The organism is Rheinheimera aquimaris (assembly GCF_020531985.1).
Classification (GTDB): domain Bacteria; phylum Pseudomonadota; class Gammaproteobacteria; order Enterobacterales; family Alteromonadaceae; genus Alishewanella; species Alishewanella aquimaris.
The window spans coordinates 340502-361925 of sequence record NZ_JAJAVQ010000002.1; the positions used below are offsets into that span (position 1 = coordinate 340502).

19 protein-coding genes are annotated in these 21424 nt (G+C 52.3%); 7 read left to right on the forward strand and 12 right to left on the reverse strand.

The features are described 5' to 3' along the window. Window positions 1-21: 21 nt before the first annotated feature. Entirely contained in the window at window positions 22-1326 is a 1305-nt protein-coding gene (locus tag LHL18_RS06460; protein ID WP_226766274.1) for a hypothetical protein, read from the reverse strand. Between the two features lie 220 nt (window positions 1327-1546). Between LHL18_RS06460 and LHL18_RS06465 the strand changes: the two genes are divergently transcribed. Then, complete coding sequence (locus LHL18_RS06465; RefSeq protein WP_226766275.1) at window positions 1547-2821, forward strand: DEAD/DEAH box helicase; 1275 nt, start codon at window positions 1547-1549, stop codon at window positions 2819-2821. Window positions 2822-2920: 99 nt separating this feature from the next. On the opposite strand, the gene LHL18_RS06470 is transcribed toward LHL18_RS06465, so the two are convergent. Further along, entirely contained in the window at window positions 2921-4930 is a 2010-nt protein-coding gene (locus LHL18_RS06470; protein ID WP_226766276.1) for a PhoX family protein, read from the reverse strand. A 196-nt stretch (window positions 4931-5126) separates the two neighbouring features. On the opposite strand from LHL18_RS06470, the gene LHL18_RS06475 reads away from it, so the two are divergent. Beyond that, window positions 5127-5582 carry a GNAT family N-acetyltransferase gene (locus tag LHL18_RS06475; RefSeq protein ID WP_226766277.1) on the forward strand — a complete coding sequence of 152 codons (456 nt, stop codon included), beginning with the start codon at window positions 5127-5129 and terminating at the stop codon, window positions 5580-5582. Between the two features lie 25 nt (window positions 5583-5607). Here the strand turns inward: LHL18_RS06475 and LHL18_RS06480 are convergent, their stop codons facing one another. The 8 genes from LHL18_RS06480 to LHL18_RS06515 all read right to left on the reverse strand — a co-directional run bounded on the left by LHL18_RS06480 (window position 5608) and on the right by LHL18_RS06515 (window position 13884). Beyond that, window positions 5608-7947, reverse strand: coding sequence for a TonB-dependent receptor domain-containing protein (locus tag LHL18_RS06480; RefSeq protein WP_226766278.1), 2340 nt, complete (start codon window positions 7945-7947; stop codon window positions 5608-5610). A 196-nt stretch (window positions 7948-8143) separates the two neighbouring features. After that, window positions 8144-8848, reverse strand: coding sequence for a 2OG-Fe(II) oxygenase (locus tag LHL18_RS06485; RefSeq protein WP_134053031.1), 705 nt, complete (start codon window positions 8846-8848; stop codon window positions 8144-8146). 92 nt (window positions 8849-8940) lie between these two features. After that, on the reverse strand, window positions 8941-10329 hold the full coding sequence (locus LHL18_RS06490) for a tetratricopeptide repeat protein (protein ID WP_226766279.1): 1389 nt from the start codon (window positions 10327-10329) through the stop codon (window positions 8941-8943). A gap of 17 nt (window positions 10330-10346) precedes the next feature. Further along, the gene (locus tag LHL18_RS06495; RefSeq protein WP_226766280.1) at window positions 10347-10979 is read right to left on the reverse strand and encodes an energy transducer TonB; all 633 of its coding nucleotides are present in this window, start codon (window positions 10977-10979) and stop codon (window positions 10347-10349) included. 1 nt (window position 10980) lies between these two features. Next, entirely contained in the window at window positions 10981-11388 is a 408-nt protein-coding gene (locus LHL18_RS06500; protein ID WP_206109432.1) for an ExbD/TolR family protein, read from the reverse strand. Continuing rightward, window positions 11385-11771: a MotA/TolQ/ExbB proton channel family protein gene (locus tag LHL18_RS06505; protein ID WP_226766281.1), complete on the reverse strand. Its 387-nt coding sequence runs from the start codon at window positions 11769-11771 to the stop codon at window positions 11385-11387. The genes LHL18_RS06500 and LHL18_RS06505 overlap by 4 nt, the downstream gene beginning before the upstream one ends. Continuing rightward, entirely contained in the window at window positions 11768-13075 is a 1308-nt protein-coding gene (locus LHL18_RS06510) for a MotA/TolQ/ExbB proton channel family protein (RefSeq protein ID WP_226766282.1), read from the reverse strand. Before LHL18_RS06510 ends, LHL18_RS06505 begins: the two co-directional genes overlap by 4 nt. Next, window positions 13072-13884 (reverse strand): DUF3450 family protein, encoded by an 813-nt coding sequence (locus LHL18_RS06515; RefSeq protein ID WP_226766283.1) that lies wholly within the window; start codon window positions 13882-13884, stop codon window positions 13072-13074. Before LHL18_RS06515 ends, LHL18_RS06510 begins: the two co-directional genes overlap by 4 nt. Before the next feature lie 208 nt (window positions 13885-14092). On the opposite strand from LHL18_RS06515, the gene LHL18_RS06520 reads away from it, so the two are divergent. From LHL18_RS06520 to LHL18_RS06540, 5 genes are all read left to right on the forward strand, one after another. Further along, window positions 14093-16315 carry a TonB-dependent receptor gene (locus LHL18_RS06520; protein WP_226766284.1) on the forward strand — a complete coding sequence of 741 codons (2223 nt, stop codon included), beginning with the start codon at window positions 14093-14095 and terminating at the stop codon, window positions 16313-16315. An 80-nt stretch (window positions 16316-16395) separates the two neighbouring features. Next, window positions 16396-17076: a Fe2+-dependent dioxygenase gene (locus tag LHL18_RS06525; protein ID WP_226766285.1), complete on the forward strand. Its 681-nt coding sequence runs from the start codon at window positions 16396-16398 to the stop codon at window positions 17074-17076. 99 nt (window positions 17077-17175) lie between these two features. Then, the gene (locus LHL18_RS06530; RefSeq protein WP_134053595.1) at window positions 17176-17571 is read left to right on the forward strand and encodes an acyl-CoA thioesterase; all 396 of its coding nucleotides are present in this window, start codon (window positions 17176-17178) and stop codon (window positions 17569-17571) included. A gap of 127 nt (window positions 17572-17698) precedes the next feature. After that, window positions 17699-19423, forward strand: a complete 1725-nt coding sequence (ggt, locus tag LHL18_RS06535) for a gamma-glutamyltransferase (RefSeq protein WP_226766286.1) — start codon at window positions 17699-17701, stop codon at window positions 19421-19423. Window positions 19424-19425: 2 nt separating this feature from the next. Beyond that, complete coding sequence (locus LHL18_RS06540) at window positions 19426-20433, forward strand: cupin-like domain-containing protein (RefSeq protein WP_226766287.1); 1008 nt, start codon at window positions 19426-19428, stop codon at window positions 20431-20433. 6 nt (window positions 20434-20439) lie between these two features. On the opposite strand, the gene LHL18_RS06545 is transcribed toward LHL18_RS06540, so the two are convergent. Beyond that, window positions 20440-20991, reverse strand: coding sequence for an acyl-CoA thioesterase (locus LHL18_RS06545; protein WP_226766288.1), 552 nt, complete (start codon window positions 20989-20991; stop codon window positions 20440-20442). Between the two features lie 77 nt (window positions 20992-21068). Beyond that, on the reverse strand, window positions 21069-21422 hold the full coding sequence (locus tag LHL18_RS06550; protein ID WP_134053009.1) for a DUF2288 domain-containing protein: 354 nt from the start codon (window positions 21420-21422) through the stop codon (window positions 21069-21071). Window positions 21423-21424: the final 2 nt, after the last annotated feature.

The following is a 21424-nucleotide window of genomic DNA, read 5'->3' on the forward strand; positions in this document are numbered from 1 at the left end:
ACGTTAGACTGTTTGCTACTTTTAGTTAATTTTACTCTGAGCGTTATTCCACAGGTTCTGGTGTTCGCTTTGGCTGAAAAACTGCTGCGGCTGCCAGCAACGTGGCATATAACGGCGGATTTGGCCCGGCTCCCAGTCGGCGCTGAGTTGGGTCAGAATTTCCTGCAACCGCTGCGGCGGGATCACGGCTAAACGGTTACGCGCCGGTTTAAAATACAGATTGTGGTCAACACTGACCTGGCAGTTGTGGCCGCCACGGCGGTATTGCAAATTGCGGCTGACAATACGGCACAACGGCTCTGCCAGACTCGGTGGATAAAGCTGATTAACGATGGCCAGCTCATATTTTTCGGCAAAAGCGCTATCCTGCTTAGCCGGAATAAAAGCGATGCCAAACCCTTGCGGGAAAATGCCGGTAATAGTCAGCAGGTGTTTTACCCAGATGGCCGGAAACTGGCCGCGGCTGACACTGTCTTTTAATAACAGGCTGGCTTTGGGCAGCGCTTCATACTGATAACGGTGCCGGCCAGGCAGTACAATAGAGCTGTACACTTGTGGCAGGCTAAGCAGCGGTGTCAGCGCGCCCGTTTCGCCGCTGGCAGAACTAAGAAGCTGTTTAATAAACTTTATTTGTTGTTGCTGCTGCAGCTGGTGCTGCTGTTTTTCCTGTTTGCTATTGCCACGGTATGACACCAGTTGCAGTGCATCGGATAGCAGCCGGTGCATGGCTACTTTACTTACCGCCAGATAACGCTGGCGCTCATCTGCATCCATATTGCGACTGGCGTCCTGCTCGCCGGCATAACCGGTTAATAACGTTACGGCATCAACATCCAGTAAGCCGCAATCGAGCAGCATCACAGCAACCACCAGGGGTAGCTGCACATGTAAGCGGTAGGGGCAATTATCGTCGGCGAAGCGGCGCTGCTGATAGTGCTGCTGTAACACTGTGTCTTTCAGTAATTGATGCTCTAAGGCGTTATCCAACAACCGCAGCGTCAGTGTGGCGCGGTACAGTAATTTATAGCCAAACTGCAGCTCACGCCAGCGTCTGGGTGACTCAGGAGCGGTCAGCTGCAGGCTGCCAAGCATGCGGGCTGAACGCGTCAGGCTGTCTGCTGCATTACTACCTTCGGTCAGGCGCAGAATTTTTTCTGCCAGAAACCATAACTGTGGCATCAGAGCTGGCCGGGAAATCTGGGCATCGCCCGCAGGCGTGCTGGCGGCAAAGCGCAGATACCGGTGCGTGTCGGTAAGCAGGCTCACCAGACTGTCGGCATCGGATACCGAGGTCAGTGCGTGCAGCATACGCTTAAGTTCACGCATAAAGCTGCTGTCAGCTGGTTTAGTTGAGGTTTGCAAGCAGGAGTCTCCGACGCCAAGATAGCTTCCACAATACCTGATCCGGCAGGTTGAATAAAGCATGCACTGCGGCACACAAAGCTCGCAGTAGTAGCCGTTTTACTGTAAGCTCTGCGCCCCTCCATCAGGGAGGCCTCTGCAGCTGCGGCAGATTATTCTCGCAGCATTAACTGCGGGATCTCGCATGCAATTTACTGATTTAAAACTTTCACCGGAATTACTAAAAGCCATTACCGATAAAGGTTACACCACGCCTTCACCTATCCAGCAGCAAGCTATTCCAGCCGTGTTGGCCGGGCGTGACTTAATGGCCGCAGCCCAAACCGGCACCGGTAAAACAGCCGGCTTTACCTTGCCGATGCTGCAACTGCTGGCAGACAGCCAGAGCCAGGGCCGCAAAGTACAGTCGAATCATATCCGGGCACTGGTATTAACACCAACCCGGGAGCTGGCAGCACAGGTGGCGGAAAGCGTCGCGGTATACAGCAAATATTTGCCGCTGCGCAGTGCGGTAGTGTTTGGCGGGGTCAAGATAAACCCGCAAATGATGGCACTGCGCCGCGGCGTCGATGTACTGGTTGCGACACCGGGCCGTTTGCTGGATTTATACCAGCAAAATGCAGTGAAGTTTGGCCAGTTGGAAATACTGGTGCTGGACGAAGCTGACCGTATGCTGGACATGGGCTTTATTAATGACATTAAAAAAGTGCTGGCGCTGCTGCCGAAAAAACGACAAAACCTGCTGTTTTCCGCCACCTTCTCGGATGAGATCCGCAAGTTGGCTAAAGCGCTGGTGAACGATCCGTTGGAAGTGTCGGTCAGCCCGGCCAATACCACTGCTGAGCGGGTTGAGCAGCTGATTTATCCGGTAGATAAAAACCGCAAAGCGGCGCTGGTGACCAAGCTTATTACTGACAACAACTGGCAACAGGTGCTTATTTTTACTAAAACCAAGCATATGGCAAATAAGCTCAGTATGCATCTGGATGCTGCCGGCATTAAAGCTGCGCCTATCCATGGCAATAAAAGCCAGAACGCCCGTACCAAAGCGCTGGCTGATTTTAAATCAGGCGCAGTACGCGCGTTAGTGGCGACAGATATTGCTGCGCGCGGGCTGGACATTGACCAACTGCCACAGGTGGTGAATTTCGAACTGCCGAATGTCGCTGAAGACTATGTGCACCGCATTGGCCGCACCGGCCGGGCCGGCGCAGCGGGTCATGCTATTTCACTGGTATGTGCTGATGAAGGCAAAGAACTGTTTGGTATCGAGCGGCTTATTAAGCAGGCGATCCCGCGTCAGTTAATGCCAGGCTTTGAGCCGGTTAATGCGGTGGCGGAATCGAAACCGAATGCCAAGCCGTATAAACCGAAAAAGCCCAAAGTGGCGAAAACCGGCCACCGTGATGGCCAGCGCGCACCTCAAGGCCGTGCGCCGAAGCAAAACACTGCTAATTAAGGCTGTAGCAACTATCGGTTTGCCCACGTCAACGCTACCCTTAAAAAAATAATGCAGGCCTGCACCTGCATTATTTTTATCTGATTGACGCAGCGCAGTTTAACTGCCGATCACACCGCCATCATCTTTGGTCACAATCACAGTAGCAGAACGTGGCCGGCTGTTGCCGCCATCCGGCCAGTTGCTGGTGAAGTTGCCCGGTTCTGAGCGATCGCCCGGGTGCTGAATATTAACAAACAGCGTCTTCATATCCGGTGTAGCACTGATACCTGTCACTTCGCAGTCGGTTGGGCCAACCAGAAAGCGCTTAATCTGGCGTGTAACCGGATCGGCCACCAGCATCTGGTTATTACCGTAAGGGCCTTCGCCTTGCTGAGAGCCGCTCATGTCAGTTTGGATCCACAGCAAGCCGTTTTTATCAAACCACAGGCCATCCGGGCTGGCCAGATGATTATCTGCCGTCAATGTCAGCTCAGTGCCAGGTGTTTCGGTACCCACATCACCGGCCAGCAGAAAGATATCCCAGTCAAAAGCTAAGGCAGATTGAGCTTCACGCTCGTTCCAGCGGATAATATGGCCGGTAGCGTTGTTTGCCCTTGGGTTTGGCGCATCAATTTGTGCATCTGTGCGGCGGGTATTATTGGTCAGTGTAAAATACACTTCACCGGTTTCCGGGTGCACCGCACCCCACTCCGGCCGGTCCATTTTGGTTGCACCCGCTACATCGGCAGCCAGGCGGGTATTTAGCAGAATATCCGCCTGATCAGCAAAACTGACACCGGCAGCCGCCGCTTTGGCCATGAAGTCGGCATTGTTAATATCCAGCGGCAACCAGTCGCCACTGCCATCTTCGTTGAAACGGGCAACATATAAGGTGCCGTCGTTTAACAGGTGACCACCGGCAGTATTTTTGTAATAAGGTGCGCTGGAAACAAATTTGTAGATATATTCGAAAGTGGAGTCATCACCCGAGTACACCACCACTGGCTTACCTTCTTCCAACTTGCCAAAAATCACGCCTTCGTGGCCAAAACGACCAAGTGCTGTGCGCTTTTGCGGCACGCTGTCCGGGTTAAACGGGTCAATCTCGACTATCCAGCCAAAGGTGTTAGGTTCGTTACGGTAATCACCGCTGGCATCAGCGGCAAGCGTAGACGCATTAAAACGTTGGTAGATATCTGCAGTGGGCGTAGCGGTTTCCCAGAAATAACGGCCATTACTGCCCGATACACCATAGCGGCTGTGTTCACGTGGCTTGGTAGCATCGGTATTGGCAAAGTACCCCGCCCAGTTTTCTTCGCAGGTTAAATAAGTGCCCCAGGGTGTATAACCATTTCCGCAGTTATTCAGCGTGCCACGGGTGCGGCTGCCGTCCGGGCTGTATTTTGTTACGACTTTGCTGCTACCGCGCACCGGGCCCGCCAGTTCCATCGGGGTAGCGCCGGTAATGCGGCGGTTGAACGGGCTGTTGTTCACCAGCGCCCAACTGCCATCAGCCTGTTGCTGAATATGGGCGACTGATACACCGTGGGCGGCAATTTCTTTGCGCGCTTCATCAGCAATGCGAGGTACCGTATCGATGCCGTTCGGGTGGATCAGGTTGTTATCGATATATTCATGGTTAAACACCAGCAGACCTTCTGTCGAGCTGTCGCCACCGCTGCGGGTATCAATTGGGAAAAAATGCATGCCGTCATGGTGCATACCAACCTGTTGTTCCTGATCTGCGCCACTATTAGTGGCATCAGCCAGATATGCCGGATAGCTGCCGGTCAGTGGTGTACCCCATGGCAGAAACGCACGGGCAGTGTAACCCTGTGGCACGACGATACCATCAGTGCGGCTGGCGGCGACTGCAGTAAAGCCCAACAATTCCGGGCCGGCAACCGGTGGTACTACCGGTGTTGGTTCGCCGTCATCACTGCTGCTGCATGCTGCCAGATTACCGCCAATAAAGGCGGCTACGGCTGCACCGACACTGCCTTTTAAAAACTTACGCCGTGCCATGCGCGCATCGACAACAGCGGCAAAGGTTGGGTTAAGTGAAAAGTTGGTTTGCGGGTCTATACCCGAGTTATCAATGCTGATGGCGGTTTTACTGTCTGACATTATGCTTGGCTCCGTATTGGCGTTGTTTTAGTTGTTGCAGTATTTAACGCAGGCTTAATGTCAGAGGCGTTACATTTGTGTAGCAGTTTTATGATGCTGTGATGACACTAAGATGGCGAAGCCGGTTTTTCAGGCTGTGCGGGACGCTTTTACCTCTGGTATAGTGGTGCTTTACGTAGCCAGGGAACCAGATTAGATGCAGTGGCAGGTATTAACCTTTGATGAGTTAGACACATACACGCTATACAGCATGTTGCAACTTCGGGTAGATGTGTTTGTGGTAGAGCAAAACTGCCCATATCCGGAACTGGATGACAAAGATCTGCATCCGCAAACGCGGCATATTATTCTGAAAAAAGGGGAAAAGGTCATTGCCTATTCCCGTGTGCTGGCGCCGGGTGTCAGCTTTGAAGGCTACCCGGGTATTGGCCGGGTATGTGTGTCGCAAACGGCACGCCGGCTCGGCTTGGGTCAGGTGCTGGTTGAGCGCACGCTGGAAGTGGCAGCCGCGCTGTGGCCTGATACCGATATTCATATTTCTGCCCAGTGCTACCTGCAGCAGTTTTATCAGGACTTAGGTTTTAAAGCGGCCAGCGAGCCTTACCTGGAAGATGATATTCCGCATTTAAAAATGATAAAACCGGTTAACTAACCGGTTTTATCTGTTGTCTGAGCTGTCAGAACTTATAACTTAGTGACAACCACAGGCTGCGGGCTTTTTCTGTAGTGTTGTAGTCTGAGGTACAGTTATAGGTGTCTTCAGTATCTGCCAGCAGGCAGGTACGGCTGGATAAGTCTTCATCCAGCAGATTGTTTATCCGGGCACTGAAGCTTAACTGATCAGAATACTGATAACGGGCGCCCAGATGCAGCAGTTCGTAAGCTTTGTAGTATTGCTTGATTGTTTCCGGGCCGGTAGGGCCACTGATATTAGCAGTACCGCGAAAACGCTCACTGCGCACTTCAGCAATCAGTTGCAGGCTTAATTGCTGCAGCAGCTGCCAGTTCAGCGTGGCATTAAACATATTCTTCGGCGTACTTACCAGCGGCAAACCGGCATCACGGCCGCTTTTTACTTCACTGTCGGTATAGGTGTAGTTGGCGCTGAGGCTGATATTGTCGGTGAAGGCATACTTACCGGCCAGCTCTACGCCACGGGTTTCTGATTTATCAACATTGGCGGCCTGGGTAAAACTGTTATAGCCTAGCTCAGCCCAGCCGGGGCCGATATCAACACAAGGTGTGCCGGCTGTGGTTGTTTCACAGTTTGGCAGGTTGTCCTGATTGATAATTTTGTCTTTAAAATCATTGTAGAACAGCGTGATATTGCCACTAAAGGCGTCACCGCTGTAATAGGCGGCAACTTCATAGTTTACGCTGGTTTCTGGTTGTAAATCCGGCGTACCGACAAAGGGGCTGACGCCCTGGCCACCAAAACCGGTAATACCCGGAAACAGCTGGTTTGGTTTAGGTGCTTTATAACCGGTGCTAACACCGCCTTTAATGGTCCACTGTTCTGTTGGGCGGTAGTTCAGGTAGAAGCGCGGGCTGAACTCGCCACCAAAAATATTGTGATCATCAAAACGGGCGCCGGCCGTGGCGGTAAACTGCGGATGGAACTCCCAGCTGTCTTCGGCAAATACTGCCCACTGGCGGTGAGTCTGGCTGGTGCCATCGCGAAAGCCGTCACCGTACATACCGAATACACCATCTTCCATGTCAGCGTTTAAATACTGACCACCAATGACAAAGTAATGATCCTGATACTGCGATTCCAGCTTGGTATCCAGGATCAGGTTGTCGATTTTCAGCGTGCGGGTTGGGCGCGGTAAAAACTGTGCCTGCAACTGCGCTGATAACGCATCGGTCAGTTGCGGTTTGTTGCTGGCCTGATCGATTACTGCCTGGTCCCAGATCTGCTGCAGCTCGCTACGTTCTTGCACTGTTAGTGGCAACGAGCGGCCAAAGTTTTCGCTGCGACTTGTTGTGATACTGCTGGTTAGCGTACCAATTTCAAAACGACCAACATGTGCCAGTACGAATTGTTCACGCTCAACACGCTGATACGGGGTATAACCGACACGGGGTTGAATAACACCGGCGCCACTGGCACGCCACAGGCTGACCGGGCTGTCCAGTGTACCGGTTTGGCCTTCAGTATTATCGTAACGCTGTTTGGCAATATCGTATTCCAGGCTGACAAACTGCTGCTCACTGATGGCGTAATTTAATGTAGCACCCAGATTCCAGTTTTTTGCGGCGACAATTTTTTTATCACCAAAGCTGCCTTCATCTACCCAGGTAGACCCATCTGGCAAAGGCAGATTTTCGCTGTAAGTCGGTTCGCTTTCATCGCGGTCATAAATGCTGCCACGCACCGCGTAGGTAAGTCCACGCGCACCGGTTGGCCCGGTCAGATAAAAGTCGGCTTTTTTATCATCGCCGTACTGGCTGTCCTGCTGCAGATTGCTGCTCAGCGTAATGCTGCCATGCGTGGTGTCGAGTTCTTTACGGGTAATAATATTAATGACACCGCCAATTGCATCAGCCCCATACAGCGTCGACATTGGCCCGCGCACCACTTCAATCCGCTCAATCGCTTCCAGTGGTGGCATATACATAAACTGGCTGTTGCCAAAGTTATTCGGCCCGATATCGCCGATATCACTCTGCCGGCGACCATCAATTAACACCAGAGTGTAGTCTGATGGCAGGCCGCGCATGGTAATGCTGATATTACCGTTCTTATCCTGGCCACTGCCGACGTCTATACCTTCGATATCGCGCAGTGCATCTGCCAGGCTGGTAAAGGGCTTGCTTTGCAAATCTTTCCGCGTTACCACCGAAACACTGGCTGGCGCATCGACCAGTTTTTGTTCAAAGCCGGATGCCGTTACAACAATGACTTCCATATCGTAATCAGCAGCTGTGGTGGCAGCGGCCATTTCAGCATGGGCTGATGGCAGTGCAAACACAGCGGCAACGGCGCAGGCCAAAGCGGTGGGACGAAAAGACATGATTAACTCCTGTAGGAACAACTAAAGCGGTTGGGCAACTGCTATCTGTTAAGTTAGGTAAATTTAATAGCGAATGATAATTATTCTTGTTAATAAGATCAATTGAAAAATGGGTAAAGCCTGACTTAAATCAACGGCGGTTCAGATAATTAGTGGAAGTTTCAGAGTGAGGCTGTGCTGACACAGCGCTAGAACATTAGCGCTGAGGCGGGCCGTAGATTTGCTCGGCGGTGTTAAACAGGATCCAGCTGGTTAAAATGTATTTGTCGTTTGATACCGGAATACAGCCGCGGTGGGTATGGGTAAAGTAGGCCGGTGCTATCACCATCCTGCCGGTTTTGGGCGTAATGCTTTTGTTCTGATAATAAAACTCGGTCTGGCCACCTTCTGCAACGTCATTTAAATAGAACATAAACAGCAGCGCCCGGTGTAATGGCTCTGTGCTGCCCTGCTGCGGATAAACTTCACTGTGCCAATAGCCATAATTACCCACGCCAGCCTGGTATTTCTGCGCCTGTATATTACCCAGGCGAAACAACACCCGCATAAAATCCATGGTTTTGGCTTTGCCAAGTTGCTCATAATTGTCGTTGGTAATGGCAACCGGCTGGCCGGTTTGCGGGTGCGCAATCGTCAGGCCAACCGGGCCTATCAGTGCAAAATGGTATTTCTTAAAGTACTCGCAGGCATAGTGAGTGGTCGCCTGCCAGATCTGCTGCAGCAACGGCTGATACTCGGCATGCTGAAACAGGTATAAATCGGTACTGATTTTCTTACTCGGGTCGACACCACCACCGGTGCGTCCTGGCACAGTATGTGGGCTGGCATCAAAGGTGTTGATCAGCTGCTGGCAGAATTCTGCGCTCAATGCATTGTCGTAAATTTCAATAAAATCGGTCATAGGGTTCAAGCTACTTTTCGGCGTGCTAAATGTTGTAATCAGGTTAACACCATACTGTATTGCGCAGCAGCAGAAAAGGGCAAAACCCGCCGTTAAGCCCCACCGGAACGTTGCTGCCTGACCAGTTGCTGCAGACTGCGGATATTGTCAGCTATGTCTTGCCGCTGCGGTGCAACCTGCAACACCTGCTGTAGCAACCGCAGTGCACTCTGATACTGTTGGCGGTTAATTTCCAGCTGAGCCTGGGCCTGCAGCGCCGGGATCTGAACCTCTTTAATCGTTGCTGCCCGGCTGTAACTGATGCTGGCCAGTTCGATATTGCCGCGGTTTTCATACCACTGCGCCAATGTCAGTAAGGCTTCGCCTGACAGCGGGTCCAGCGCCACGGCTTGCTGCAGTTCGGTCAACGCCTGTTTTGGCTGGTTGTCCGCACTGGCCAATTGTGCCCTGACCAGTGCCAGTTGTGCCTGTTGCTTTACCGGCAATTGTTGTGTCGGCAAGGCACCTTGCTTCAGCAGGCTTCTAAGTGCTGGCCATTGTTGCTGATAGGCCAGATAACTTGCCGCCTGAAGCAGCGGGGTATGCCAGTGCTGACTGTCCGGTTTTGCCTTAACAGCTTGTTGCAGCAGGCTGGCACCGCGTTCGGCACTGCCACTGTTAAAGTGCAGCTGCGCTGCCAGCAGCAGGTTATCTGCAGCGTGTTCGCCAAGACGCAGTGCAACTTCGATACTGCTAAGTGCCTGCGTGCTGTTACCCTGACTCAACGCCAGCTGGCTGCGCTGCAGCCACAGGGCTTTATTGTCCGGTTGCTGCTGCAACAGTTGCTCCAGCATTGCTTGTGCCTGCGACCAGGCCTGGCTTTGGATCAATGCATATAGCAAACCCTGCTGCCACTGACTGTTGTCGGGTTCGAGCAACAGTGCTTGCTGATAACCGGCGACTGCACTGGCTGGTTGCGCGGTTTTCAGGTTGATATAAGCCAGCTGCCCATAGACCTGAGCGTCGGCGACGCCAAGATTAATGGCGGCGACTAAATGAGGCCTGGCTAGTGCATATTGCTGTTGCTGCATCCTGACCAAGCTCAGTGCTTGATGTGCCAGCGCCAGATCAGGCTGTTTGCCAAGTGCAGCCTGCAATGCTTTGGCGGCTTCATCATAGCGGTTCAGTGACAACAACACCTGACCACGCAGCACCTGCAATGCGGTGCTGTCGTCGGCAAGCGGGCGCTGACGGAACAGCTCGGCAATCGCCTGATAGTTTTTCTGCTGCAGTAATGGCTGTAGCTGCCGGGCAAAACTTTGTTCGTTTGGCAAAATGGCTGCGGTGCGCTGCGCAATAGCGTTGTTATTCAGCATCACCTGCCATACCGGGTCATCCAGCGTCACCTGCAAAGTGCCAGCCGGGTTGTTACTGGCGGATGCCGCTGCACTTAGCAGCGATAGCGCTGCACTCACCAAAGCTGTTTTTAAAAAAGAAGTCATCACTGTACCATTTTGCATCAGGGTTTAAACTCGACTGGCCAGATAAAGCGTGCACTGACGGCTTCTGTGCCTTTGGTTGGCACACTGAAGCGGCTGCTGCGCACTATCCGTTCTATTTCTGGCCGCAGTTCCGGGTATGGGTTTTCTATAACATTCAGCAGCGTCAGCCGGCCTTGTTCATCAATCAGTATATCCAGTTTCACCAGGGCCTTTTTTATTCCCTGGCGGCTCAGACTACGCGGAAACACCGCATTCAGCGGTGTCTGCAGCACCGGCAGGGTATCGAGCTGATCCAGGCTGAAAGCACTGATTTCTATCTGTAATGGTTGCCATTGCACTTGTTGCAGTTGAGGCTGCGGCGCACTGAGTTCCAGTTTGGGTTTAACCAGCTGAATATCGGGTGCGGCGATCTGCACTGCACTGCTATTGCTTACCTGCAAGTCCAGCGTCGGTGTCGTGTTAACCGGTTGCGGCGGACTGGGCGGTGGTGGCGGTGGCGGAGTGAGCAGCGCGGCTAAATCCAGTGGTCGCAACAGCAGTTTTTGCTCTGACGGGGGCTGAAACTGCCGCGCATACCACATCAATAGCAATGCGCTGCTGAGCAACGTGACACTTAAGCCAAACGCCAGTAAGCGGATACGGGCCTGCATGTTACTGTGCTACCGTCGCCAGGCTTACCTGTGGTGCACCGGCCAGTTTGGCGCCGTCCAGCACCTTCACCAGCAAGTCGGCCGGCACATTTTTATCAACCTGCAGCACTACAGGGCGGGCACGCTCACGTAGCAGTTGCTCCAATGTTGGCCTTACCCCTTCGACACCGATATTGCTGCCATCGTAATAAACACCGCCGTTATCGGTAATGGCTACCAGTATAACAAGTTGCTGCAACTGGCTGGCAGATACTGCTTGCGGCTTGTCTACTTCAACCCCGGTTTCGCGCACAAAAACAGTCGTGACAATAAAAAATATCAGCAGAATAAACACCACATCTAACAGTGGCGACATATCGATGCCCTGATGCTGTTGTTCCAGCCGCTGGCCTAAACGCTGCTGCATCATGCCACCTGTGTGTGCTGGTGGGTGACACGGGCGCGCGCCAGTTTGGCATTCACCAGAGACTGCAACAGCCAGGCCGGAATAGCACAACTTAAACCCAGCTGGGTAGTGAATAACGCGTCGCCAATACCTGAGCTGAGTTCTGCTGCGCCGCTGTCACCAGAGGCCAGGCCAGCGAATACGCTGAGCAGACCGACAATAGTGCCAAGCAAGCCGCACAGCGGCATACTGGCGATTAATACCGTGTTAAATTGTTGCCATTGGCCACACTGCTGCCAATTGCCGCTGCGCAGCAGTAACCATTCCTGCAGCAGCAATTGGTAACTGCCAAGAGCAGCAGCCAATATCAGCCAGCACACCAGATTATCGGTTAACATGCTTATCATGCAGCCTGCTCCTGTGTTGTGGCAGTATGACGTCCTGGCTGCTGCGAAATATGCAGTGCCAGCGCTTCAAGCTGATGGTAATAATTGCGCGCTTTACGTGATAACAGCGCATGCAGCACCAGCGCCGGAATAGCGACGACCAACCCCAGCTCTGTGGTGATCAGTGCCTGAGCTATACCGCCGGAAACAACCTGCGGATCGCCGGAGCCAAATAAGGTCATCATGTTAAAGGTTTCAATCATGCCGCTTACGGTACCGAGTAACCCCAGCAGCGGTGCTACTGCAGCGGTTACTGCAATAGCACCCAGGCGGGCGTCCAGTGTCAGCCGGCTATGTTGCAACACGGCAAATAACGCATCGTCACGTTGCTGACCAAGCGGATATTGTTTAGCACAGTCGCCCAGTTGTCTGGCAAAACCTGTACTGTGTTGTAGCTGTGCTGAAGGCAGCGCAGCAACCTGTACTGCAGGCAGACGCCACAGTTGCCAGGCTTTGTGCAGGGCAATGATCAATGCCACCAGTGCAAAAGCCAGTATTGGCAATGCCCAGATGCCACCTTTACTAACATGACTCAGTGCAGATTCATGCTGATTTGAACGCAGCAGGGCTTTATTCAGGCTGGGATCAAATAACACCTTGGCGCGCTGTTGCTGCTGCAGCTGTTGTAAGGCAGAGGCGTCGTTGAATGGCAATGCCACACTCAGGTTGCCGGCTTTGTCGCTGCTGTGTTGCAATAAACCGCCCTGTTGCTGTTCATCCTGCCAATACCAACTGACCGGCCCTACCTGCAGTACCCTGGCGTTTACCAGCTCACCGCTGGGTAAAATGATGTCGTGGTTGTGCCAGGCCGGGTAAAGGCTTTGCTGTAATGCACCGGCAAAATTACTGGCTGCCTGCAACTGGCTGATAAGAGAGGCATCGACAGTGACTAACTGTTGTTGCCGGATAAAGCTGGCCAGCTGATTCTGCTGGTACTGTTGCTGATCCTGCCAGCTTTTCAGCCGCTCGGTTAATTGGTTAAGGCCCAGTGTACTTTCATCTTCAGCACGGCGCGCAACAGCGGTTTTATCACGCAGTTGCTGTACCTGCTGTTGCAATGTTTGGTACTGGCTTACCAGCTGTTGTTGCTGACGGCTGATTTGTTGCTCGGTATTACTCAGGTTTTGCTGTGCTTGTTTGATATCTGCCAGCACTGAGCTGCTAATATCTGCCGCGGCGGCAGGATGACTGAGAGCAACAAAGGATAACAGCGCTGCGCACAGAGATTGTCTGATGATTTGTGCTAAAACGTTGCTGCTGTTCATGGCGTGGTTTCCTTGCGGGCTGACGGCGCAGCCTCTGCAGATAACTGCATTGGCAGGCTAATCAGCTCTGCCTGAGCGCGTTTTTCCAGTATTGCAATGGCTTGTAACACTTCGCTACCGTCAACGCTGCTGTCAAATTGCCAGCTCCAGCCAGTACTGCCGGGGTAACCCAGGCCGCTATAGCTGCCATCAGCACTGCTAAACCAGGCCTGGCTTGCGCCCAGATACAGTTGTTTTACCCGCACCGGCTTACCGTCAGCCGTTTCCAGTGTCATTTCATCCAGGCTCAGGCGCTGTTGAAACTCGGCCAGTTTGGTCAGTAAAAACAAGCTGCGTTGCAACTGAACTGAGGCATCAGCATTGTCTGGCAGGCTAGCCAGTTCCTGTTGCCAGATGTGCTGCAGTGGTGGCGGCAGTTGCGGTTGCATCACACGTACCTGTTGCAGTAAGGCGCTGATCTGGCGCCCGCCCTGTTGTTGTTGTAGCTCCAGCTGTTGCTGCTGGGCCAGCAGTGCTGCCCGCTTTTCGTCTACTGCATCATGCTGTTTGCTATTACGTTCCAGTACCTGTTGCAGCTGCTTTTGTTCGGCCTGTAACAAGCTGATGCCTTGCTGCAGGCTTTGCTTACGCAGCTGCCAGTCTTGTTGTAGCTGATGCTGCTGCTGCTCCAGCGCCAGCCACTGTTGCACCAGTGCATCAAGCTGAGTAACCGCAGTAGTTTGCGCCAGTACCTGGCTGGGTGTGAAAAAAAGTAATGCTAAACATAGAGTTAACATTGAAGTCGATGAGAGTTTGTTCAATCTGTTCATGAATTGCCGCTGTCTGGCTGTCATTTACAACGTTAGCTGGTAACGCATTATGTCAAAATGGTAGATCAAACACAACTGATAATCTTTCTCATTTACATTTTTTTAAGCGGGTGCTAGCATGCCGCCGGCTGACTGAAAACCCGGCGTGCAGCAAGCTACCTAAAGCGTGCTGATACAGCGCCGGCCCGATAAAAATTTGGAGCAGGAAATGACACAAGTTGCCGGAGCCGCGCTTAGCGGTACCCATTTTAATAAAGCCCCGCTGGCCGCTGCCGTGGCGCTGGCATGCACAGTATTAAGTACTCAGGCCGCTGCGATGCAGACCGAACAGGTGCAGGAGCTTGCTGTGGCACAGGCCAAAGCCACCACAGAGGACGACGTTAAAGTTGAGCAGTCGTCTAACATTAAATTTACCCGGCCACTGCTGGATACCGCCAAAACCATTACGGTTATTCCGCAGGCAGTCATGAAAGACCGCTCAGTTGATAGTCTGCGCGATGCACTGCGTAATGTATCAGGTATCTCGCTGGCTGCCGGTGAAGGTGGCGCGCCAAGCGGTGACAGCATGTCAATTCGCGGTTTTAGCGCAACAACCGATATTTTTGTTGATGGCATCCGTGATATCGCCGGTTACAGCCGTGATACCTACAATCTGGAGAGTATTGAAGTCGCCAAAGGCCCGGGCTCGGCGGTATCTGGCCGGGGAGCTACCGGCGGCAGCATTAATCTGCAATCAAAAACCGCCCGGCTTGACCAGTTCTCTGATGTCAGCCTGCGTCTGGGTAGCGAGTCGGATTACCGTGCCACGCTCGACAGCAATATCACACTGGGTGACACCACGGCACTGCGACTGAACCTGCTGACTGATGACGTCGATGTGGCGGGCCGTAACGAAGTTAACAACAGCAAAGATGCGGCGGCGCTGTCGCTGGCAACCGGAATAGGTTCTGCACAACGTTTTAGCCTGAATGCCGAGTACCAGAATCAGGACAATATGCCTGATTACGGCCTGCCATGGGTGTCTGATCCGGCTGCAGTGCCGCAGCTGGCTGATTATGTAAACGAAGCGCCACCGGTAAGTTTTGATAATTTTTACGGCAACGTTTTTCGCGATTATGAAGAGATTAAAGCACAGTCGCTGACTGGCCGCTTTGAGCAGGATCTCAGTGCAACCACCATGCTGCGCGTGCAGGCCCGTGTTGGCTCCGTTGAGCGTGAAGGTGTGGTGACCGCACCGCGCTTTATCGATCAGAAAACCAGTACAAATGTACGGCAGAGCGATGAAAAAACCCGTGACACGAAAAACTCACTGGCCGCTGTGCAGCTTGACCTGGTGGCTGAGTACCAAACCGGCAGCATCAAGCATAACCTGGTAACGGGTGTTGAATGGGCACAGGAAACGTTCAAGCGCTGGAATATGGTGGATCTGGTGGATGACAATCTGGACAGCACGCCATCACTGGTCGATTTGTATAACCCGGATCCACGGGTACCGTTTACCGGCCGTTATGGCCGTGATGGCAACAGCATTGAGGCGGAAGGCGATAATATTGCACTCTATGTGTTTGATACTCTGACACTGAACCCGCAATGGGAGCTGACACTGGGTGCACGTTGGGACAGCTTTGAGACCGATTATCAGTACAGCTACACCGATCCAACGCTGGTAGTAGATACCAAAGACACTATGCTGAGCTGGAATGCCGGGCTGGTGTATAAACCTGCCACTAATGGCAGCATTTACTTTGCCGTGGGTAATTCATTTAACCCATCAGCTGAAGGTCTTACCGTATCGACCAATAGCAACAGCAATCTGATTGATTTAGAGCCGGAAGAAACGCTAAGTTACGAGCTTGGTACCAAATGGGACTTACTGGATGGCCGCTTGCTGACCAGCGCTGCCCTGTTCCGTACCGAGAAAAAGCATGCCCGCACTGATGACCCCGACTTTACCGATGGCCAGAGCAGCTTTGATACGCTGAACGGCCAGCAAAGAGTGCAGGGTATCGAATTGAGTGCGGTTGGCTACTTACAGCCTAACTGGACATTGATTGCCGCCTACACCTATCAGGACAGCGAAATTACCCACGCTGAAGGCGATGATGCCAGCCAGATTGGTATGCCGCTGTCAGGTACGCCGGAGCACTCAGCCAGTGTCTGGAGCCGCTACGACTACAACGATAAACTGGCTTTCGGTGCCGGAGCACAGTATGTTGGTGAACGTTTTAATAACTCGTCTGCTAATCGTAAAACGGCACCGGGTTACACCACTTACGATGTCATGCTGTCTTATCAGGCCACCGACAAACTGGGTTTACAGTTAAACGGTGTTAACCTGTCGGACAAGCGCTACATTGAGCAACTCGGCGGTGGTCACTTTATTCCTGGTGAAGGGCGCCATGTCAGTATTACTGCCAGCTACAGTTTCTAAGCGGTAATAGTTAAACTAAAGCCCCGCCAGCTTGATGCCAGCGGGGCTTTGCTGTCTCTGAGCAGATAACAGGAGCGGGTATGCTGTTAAAAATTCCACAGTTGTTAACAAAAGCGCAGGTTGCCAGCTGCAAGCAGGTGTTGCTGGATGCAGACTGGGCCGATGGCAATATCACCGCAGGTTATCAATCGGCACAAGCCAAGCATAACCTGCAGTTGCCGGAAAATAGCCCTGCTGCACGCCAGTTGGGTGATCTGGTATTACAGGCATTGGCACAGAACAAATTATTTATGTCTGCGGCACTGCCGCTAAAAATTTTCCCACCACTATTTAATTGTTATCAGGGCGGGCAGTCTTTCGGTGTGCATGTAGACAATGCTATCCGCCAAGTACCGGGAACACCGGTGAAAGTGCGTACCGACTTATCTATGACACTGTTTTTCTCGGAACCGGAAGAATACGAGGGTGGCGAGTTGGTGATTGAAGACACCTATGGCGCACACAGTGTGAAACTGGCCGCCGGTGATATGGTGCTATATCCGTCGACCAGCCTGCATAAAGTCACGCCGGTAACCCGAGGGCGGCGGCTGGCATCGTTTTTCTGGCTGCAAAGCATGGTGGCCAGCGATGAAAAGCGTAGCCTGCTGTTTGATATGGACATGGCCATTCAGTCGCTGCGGCAACAGCTGGCGGATAGCCGGGAAATAGTGCAGCTGACAGGGGTGTATCACAACCTGCTCCGGCAATGGGCGCAAACCTGACCGCTACTGTTGTTTCAGTACTTGTACTTGTGTCAATAGCAGTGCTGACGCATTATGTTGCGCTTAACAATTACCGGCTTTAGCGTTACAGGGGATGCTATGTTCAGTGAAATTATTCAGCCGCGCTTTTCCGACACCGATGCCTTGGGTCATATCAACAATACAGTGTTTGCGGTCTGGTTCGAAGGTGCCCGCCAGGGCGTGTTTAAGATTTTTACGCCAAATCTGAACTTACAGCAGTGGCCCTTGATTATCGCCAGTATCAAACTGGATTATCATGCCCAGACTCACTTTGGTGCGGAAGTTGAAATACGCACTTACATCAGCCGTATCGGCGGCAGCTCATTCGATGTGTATCAGGAAGCCTGGCAGCAAGGTGTTAAAACCGTATCCGGCACTGCGGTAATGGTACAGTTTGACTACAACAGCAATAAAGCCACTGCTATTACCGCTGAGCAGAAACAGCAATTGATGCAGCACACACTACCGGCCTAACCATTATCACCCGCCGAATATTGTCCGGCGATAATTATCGCAGTCAGCCTTGGTCTGGTCGTAAAGCACTGGTATGGTAAAGCACGGCTGGTTATCGTCGAAGCAGAATAATAATCCGGAGTGTGTTATGAAAAGCGTGTTTATTGGCCTTACTGTGGGCATCAGTCTGGTGCTGGCAGGCACGGCACAGGGGTACGACCGTATTACCGGAGCACCTTTTGCCAGCCGGTCAGAAGTCATAGCACCATCAGCCATGGCCGCTACCAGTCAGCCGCTGGCCACCCAAATTGCACTGGATGTGATGAAACAGGGTGGTAATGCTATCGACGCCGCTATTGCTGCCAACGCTGCTCTGGGTTTGATGGAACCGACCGGCAATGGTATCGGTGGTGACTTATACGCCATCGTCTGGGACGCCAAAAGCCAGAAACTGCACGGCTTAAATGCGTCCGGTCGCTCACCACTGAGTTTAAGTTATGAAATGCTGGCGCACGAGCTGAAAAAGCTGAATCGCACCAGCTTGCCGCCGCACGGCATGTTGCCTATCAGTGTGCCAGGCGCCGTCGATGGCTGGTTTGAGTTGCATAAAAAATTTGGTAGCCTGCCGATGCAACAAATTTTGCAGCCTGCTATCGACTATGCCGAGAAAGGCTTTCCGGTCAGCGAATTAATTGCTTACTACTGGGATCGCAGTGTGCCAGTGCTGAGCAAACAGCCGGGCGATTTTAGCGGTACCTTTACTATTAATGGCAAAGCACCGGCGAAAGGCCAGATGTTTAAAAACCCGGCACTGGCTAACACCCTGAAAAAAGTTGCAAAAGACGGCCGTGATGCGTTTTACAAAGGTGATATCGCAGTAGAAATTGACCGCTTTATGCGTGCCAATGGCGGCTATCTGCGCTATGCAGACTTTGTAAACCACCGTTCTGACTGGGTAGAACCTGTCGGTGTCGATTACAAAGGCTATACACTATGGGAGTTGCCACCCAATGGCCAGGGCATCGCCGCGCTGCAAATGTTGCAGATCCTGAAAAACTTCGATTTAAAAGCCGCCGGCTTTAATACGCCGCAGAGCCTGCACCTGCTGATTGAAGCGAAGAAACTGGCATTTGAAGACCGGGCCAAGTTTTATGCTGATCAGGACTTTAATAAAGCGCCGATTAAGGGGCTGATTTCTGAAGAATATGGCCGCGAGCGCGCCAAATTAATTGGTGACAAAGCCGCCAAGCGGGTTGATGCCGGTAACCCGGCGCTGTACCAGGGCGATACCATCTATATGACCACCGCCGACAAAGACGGCAATATGGTGTCATTAATTCAGAGTAACTACCGTGGAATGGGCTCAGGTGTGGTGGTGCCGGGGTTGGGTTTTGTGTTTCAGGACCGCGGCGAGCTGTTCTCGATGGATAAAAAACACGTTAACGCTTATCAGCCGGGAAAACGGCCATTTCAGACCATTATTCCGGCCTTTGTTACCAAAGATAATAAACCCCTGATCAGCTTCGGTGTGATGGGCGGTGCCATGCAGCCACAAGGCCATGTGCAAATTCTGGTCAATATGGCCGATTATGGTATGAACCTGCAGGAAGCCGGTGATGCAGCGCGCTGGCAGCACCTTGGCAGCACAGAGCCTACCGATGGCAGCGACATGTATCTGGAAAACGGTGGCTATGTCGAAATGGAAACCGGTGTGCCGTACGAGACAGTGCGTGAGCTGATGAAAAAAGGCCATGATGTGCGCTACGGCTTAGGCGGCTATGGCGGTTATCAGGCTATTATGCGTGACCACGAAAACGGCGTTTGGGTGGGCGCGTCTGAATCACGTAAAGACGGCCAGGCTGCGGGTTACTAATTTTGACATTAGATTTGACGCAGCTTCCTGCTCCGGAAGAAATAACGGGCGTTAGCGCGGATAACTTCAAGGCCAGGGTAACCGATATTTATCGGCCAGCTGTCTTGCGCGGTTTTGCCCGTCACTGGCCGTTAGTGCAGGCTGCGGCGCAATCAGAAATAGCCGCTGCGCGTTTTTTGCAGCAACATAGCAAAGATCTGCCACAGGTACTGCTTAAATTGCCGGCAAAGGTAAAAGGCCGGCTGTTTTATAACGAAACCGTAACCGGCATGAATTTCGGTGGCAGCCAGATGCGGATGAATGCGGCGATTGAACAGATGCTGCAAAACGACGCTGCCGGTGATCGCTACTGCGTGCAGTGTGTGCCGGTACAGCAGAATTTTGATACGTTACAGCTGGATAACCCGCTGCTGCCAGCAGATACCAAGGCTTTTATCTGGCTAGGTAACAACGTTACGGTGCCGGCTCATTTTGATGAGGCCAGTAATATTGCCGTGGTTGTGGCTGGTAAGCGCCGTTTCACTTTGTTTCCACCAGAACAAGTCGCTAACCTGTATATCGGGCCTTTGGATTTAACACCTGCTGGCCAGCCGGTAAGTATGGTTAACATGCTGCAGCCAGATCTGGTTGCTCACCCGAATTATCCTCAAGCTTATGCTGCTGCATTGTCGGTTGAGCTGGAGCCGGGTGATGCTATCTATATTCCTACACCCTGGTGGCATCATGTACAGTCGTTATCGCATTTCAATGTATTGGTTAACTACTGGTGGAGTGACACTTACGTTGGCGCGGCATTGCCATTTCCAATGCTACTGCATGCGCTGCTCAGCTTTAAGCATATGTCAGAGGGGCAGCAACATGCTTGGCAACAGTTGCTGAAGCACTACCTGTTTGCTGAAAATGGCGACCCGGCGGCACATCTGCCCGCTCAGGCCAAAGGCATACTTGGAGATATGAAACCACAGCTGGCGCAGGGCATACACCAGTGGCTGGCGAATCAACTTAAATAGCGATACTCAGCTTAATTGTACCTGCACCTGGTGATGAGTGGTGATTTGCTCTATTGCCTGTTGCATATCACCATCAAAGTCAGCACACAGCTCGGCGTAACTGTGACGCAGCTTCAGGCGCTGGGTAGTTTTAACAAAGCGCAGTACTTCTTCTTTGCTGGTTAAAATAAGCCGGGGTACCCGCACGTTGTTACCCTGCTCATCTTTAGCAATCATCGTGAAATAGGACGAGTTACAGTGCTTGATCTTACCGGTTTGAATATTCTGCGCTTCTACTCTGATGCCGACCACCATAGAGCTGTTGCCAACAAATATTACCGACGCTTTTAATGTAACCAGCTCGCCGACTTCAATCGGGTTTAAAAAGTCTACCCTGTCTACCGAGGCGGTGACGCAGTATTTACCGCTGAATTTAGAGCCGCTGGCGAAGGCTATCTGATCCATCAGTGACAGCAGATAGCCACCATGAATTTTTCCGCTGAAATTAGAGTGGGATGGTAGCATTAGCTGCGACAGGGTGACGCGTGAACTGCTGCCTTTTTTAAATTCTTCGCTCATAACGGCTTCTATTTACTGACAAGGGTGTAGCCAAGTGTAGCAAAGCAATAGCGAACCACTGCTCTGCTGTGTCTGGCCTAATTCAGGCCGTGAGTCGGTTTGTGCTGCACCAGTACCCAGGGCGAAATAACCACGGCCCACAACTCGGCTTTCTCGTCAAACCACAGCTGTGCCTGCTGTTCGCTTGTGCGGCCAACAGTACCTGCCGCCAGCCAGTCGGCAACGCGGGTTTTGTCATCGCGGCTAAAGGCAAACGCTACGTCAACCAAATCCAACGCCGCTGATACAGTAATGACGGCACCGGCCGCGTAAAATTTTTGCAGCTCCAGCCAGTTGATACGGGCTGTCTCACTGATAATTTTGGCTTTGATTAGCTCAGGGTTATGTTCATCATCGATCAGATGCGCATCTGGTGGTGTGATTGCAGTCATAA

Excerpts from the sequence above, each read along its gene's own strand:
- LHL18_RS06545 (WP_226766288.1), bottom strand. The coding sequence starts at position 20,991 with ATGAGCGAAGAATTTAAAAAAGGCAGCAGTTCACGCGTCACCCTGTCG.
- LHL18_RS06460 (WP_226766274.1), bottom strand. The coding sequence starts at position 1,326 with ATGCGTGAACTTAAGCGTATGCTGCACGCACTGACCTCGGTATCCGAT.
- LHL18_RS06470 (WP_226766276.1), bottom strand. The coding sequence starts at position 4,930 with ATGTCAGACAGTAAAACCGCCATCAGCATTGATAACTCGGGTATAGAC.
- LHL18_RS06465 (WP_226766275.1), top strand. The coding sequence starts at position 1,547 with ATGCAATTTACTGATTTAAAACTTTCACCGGAATTACTAAAAGCCATT.
- LHL18_RS06510 (WP_226766282.1), bottom strand. The coding sequence starts at position 13,075 with ATGAACAGCAGCAACGTTTTAGCACAAATCATCAGACAATCTCTGTGC.
- LHL18_RS06495 (WP_226766280.1), bottom strand. The coding sequence starts at position 10,979 with ATGCAGGCCCGTATCCGCTTACTGGCGTTTGGCTTAAGTGTCACGTTG.
- LHL18_RS06520 (WP_226766284.1), top strand. The coding sequence starts at position 14,093 with ATGACACAAGTTGCCGGAGCCGCGCTTAGCGGTACCCATTTTAATAAA.
- LHL18_RS06530 (WP_134053595.1), top strand. The coding sequence starts at position 17,176 with ATGTTCAGTGAAATTATTCAGCCGCGCTTTTCCGACACCGATGCCTTG.
- LHL18_RS06490 (WP_226766279.1), bottom strand. The coding sequence starts at position 10,329 with ATGACTTCTTTTTTAAAAACAGCTTTGGTGAGTGCAGCGCTATCGCTG.
- ggt (WP_226766286.1), top strand. The coding sequence starts at position 17,699 with ATGAAAAGCGTGTTTATTGGCCTTACTGTGGGCATCAGTCTGGTGCTG.
- LHL18_RS06525 (WP_226766285.1), top strand. The coding sequence starts at position 16,396 with ATGCTGTTAAAAATTCCACAGTTGTTAACAAAAGCGCAGGTTGCCAGC.
- LHL18_RS06505 (WP_226766281.1), bottom strand. The coding sequence starts at position 11,771 with ATGATAAGCATGTTAACCGATAATCTGGTGTGCTGGCTGATATTGGCT.
- LHL18_RS06500 (WP_206109432.1), bottom strand. The coding sequence starts at position 11,388 with ATGATGCAGCAGCGTTTAGGCCAGCGGCTGGAACAACAGCATCAGGGC.
- LHL18_RS06480 (WP_226766278.1), bottom strand. The coding sequence starts at position 7,947 with ATGTCTTTTCGTCCCACCGCTTTGGCCTGCGCCGTTGCCGCTGTGTTT.
- LHL18_RS06485 (WP_134053031.1), bottom strand. The coding sequence starts at position 8,848 with ATGACCGATTTTATTGAAATTTACGACAATGCATTGAGCGCAGAATTC.
- LHL18_RS06515 (WP_226766283.1), bottom strand. The coding sequence starts at position 13,884 with ATGAACAGATTGAACAAACTCTCATCGACTTCAATGTTAACTCTATGT.
- LHL18_RS06550 (WP_134053009.1), bottom strand. The coding sequence starts at position 21,422 with ATGACTGCAATCACACCACCAGATGCGCATCTGATCGATGATGAACAT.
- LHL18_RS06475 (WP_226766277.1), top strand. The coding sequence starts at position 5,127 with ATGCAGTGGCAGGTATTAACCTTTGATGAGTTAGACACATACACGCTA.